Below are 978 nucleotides of genomic sequence, written 5' to 3' on the forward strand. Positions count from 1 at the left end.
AAGCCACCATCACCCCCCTCGACCAACTCGAAAAACAAGCCATCCTCCGCGCCCTCGACCACACAGGCGGCAACCGCACCAAAGCCGCCGAACTGCTCAACATCAGCATCCGTACTCTGCGCAACAAACTCCACGACTACCGCGACCAGGAAGCCCCCTCCGACGACTGACGGAGCCCTTGAAAAAGGAGCCAATCTTAAGGAGGGCGGGTCTCCCGACCCGCCAGACGCGGCTTTGCCGCGCCCATCCGAAAAGGCGATGCTTCCGCACCGTCGGCGGGCCAGCCCTCCCCCCCTCCCCCTTGGCTCCTCTCTTGGCGTAACATCAATTAAGGAGACACCCCGCCCCCCCCGAAACGCTTGCGCAGCCCCCCAGGAAAAAAACACGCCAAGACGGTTGACGCCCCCGCCATCGGACCTACCGTTTGTCCCGACACCCTGCAGTGTTCGAGGTGCTTTCAATAACAGCTCTTTGCCTTTGATACAATTCGGGAGCCGCAAACGACGGCGGGATGCCAGGCCGTAAATCGGAAGGCAAAAAGCCGTCTGGTGGCGCCCACCTTACTACAAAAAGGTTTCGAGCCTTTGAGCGCACGGCACAGGCGGGGTGTCACTTTTTTTTCCCATGCCCGTTTACGTTTACCAGATCCTCCACATCCTCTCGCTGCTCGTGCTCACGGGCGGCATTTTTTACGGCTTTGCGGGCGCGCCCGAAACGCGCAAAACTATCATGATTGTCACCGGCATAGCCTCGATCTTGGTGCTGGTGAGCGGTTTCGGACTCCTCTCCAAGCTGCACAGCAACCAGATTGCTCCTTGGGTCATCATCAAGATCGTGGCTTGGCTCGTCATCAGCGCCCTTGCCGGCATCGGCTACCGCAAACGCGACAAAGCCCCCCTATTCCTCGGCATCATCCTCGCCCTCGCCACCTTGGCGCTGGTATCCGTTTACGTGATCCGTCTCCAAAGCTGAAGGCCG

2 protein-coding genes and 1 other RNA gene are annotated in these 978 nt (G+C 59.8%); all 3 read left to right on the top strand.

The genetic code is table 11. The features are described from left to right. The first annotated feature begins 8 nt into the window (after positions 1-8). Entirely contained in the window at positions 9-170 is a 162-nt protein-coding gene (locus OBACDRAFT_RS27145; protein WP_269799095.1) for a helix-turn-helix domain-containing protein, read from the top strand. Between the two features lie 261 nt (positions 171-431). After that, positions 432-612, top strand: a non-coding RNA gene (gene ssrS, locus OBACDRAFT_RS27150) — 6S RNA. A gap of 12 nt (positions 613-624) precedes the next feature. Then, positions 625-972 (top strand): hypothetical protein, encoded by a 348-nt coding sequence (locus OBACDRAFT_RS23145; RefSeq protein ID WP_043589383.1) that lies wholly within the window; start codon positions 625-627, stop codon positions 970-972. The last annotated feature ends 6 nt before the right edge of the window (positions 973-978 follow it).

Origin of the sequence: Geminisphaera colitermitum TAV2 (assembly GCF_000171235.2) — a bacterium.
GTDB lineage: Bacteria > Verrucomicrobiota > Verrucomicrobiia > Opitutales > Opitutaceae > Geminisphaera > Geminisphaera colitermitum.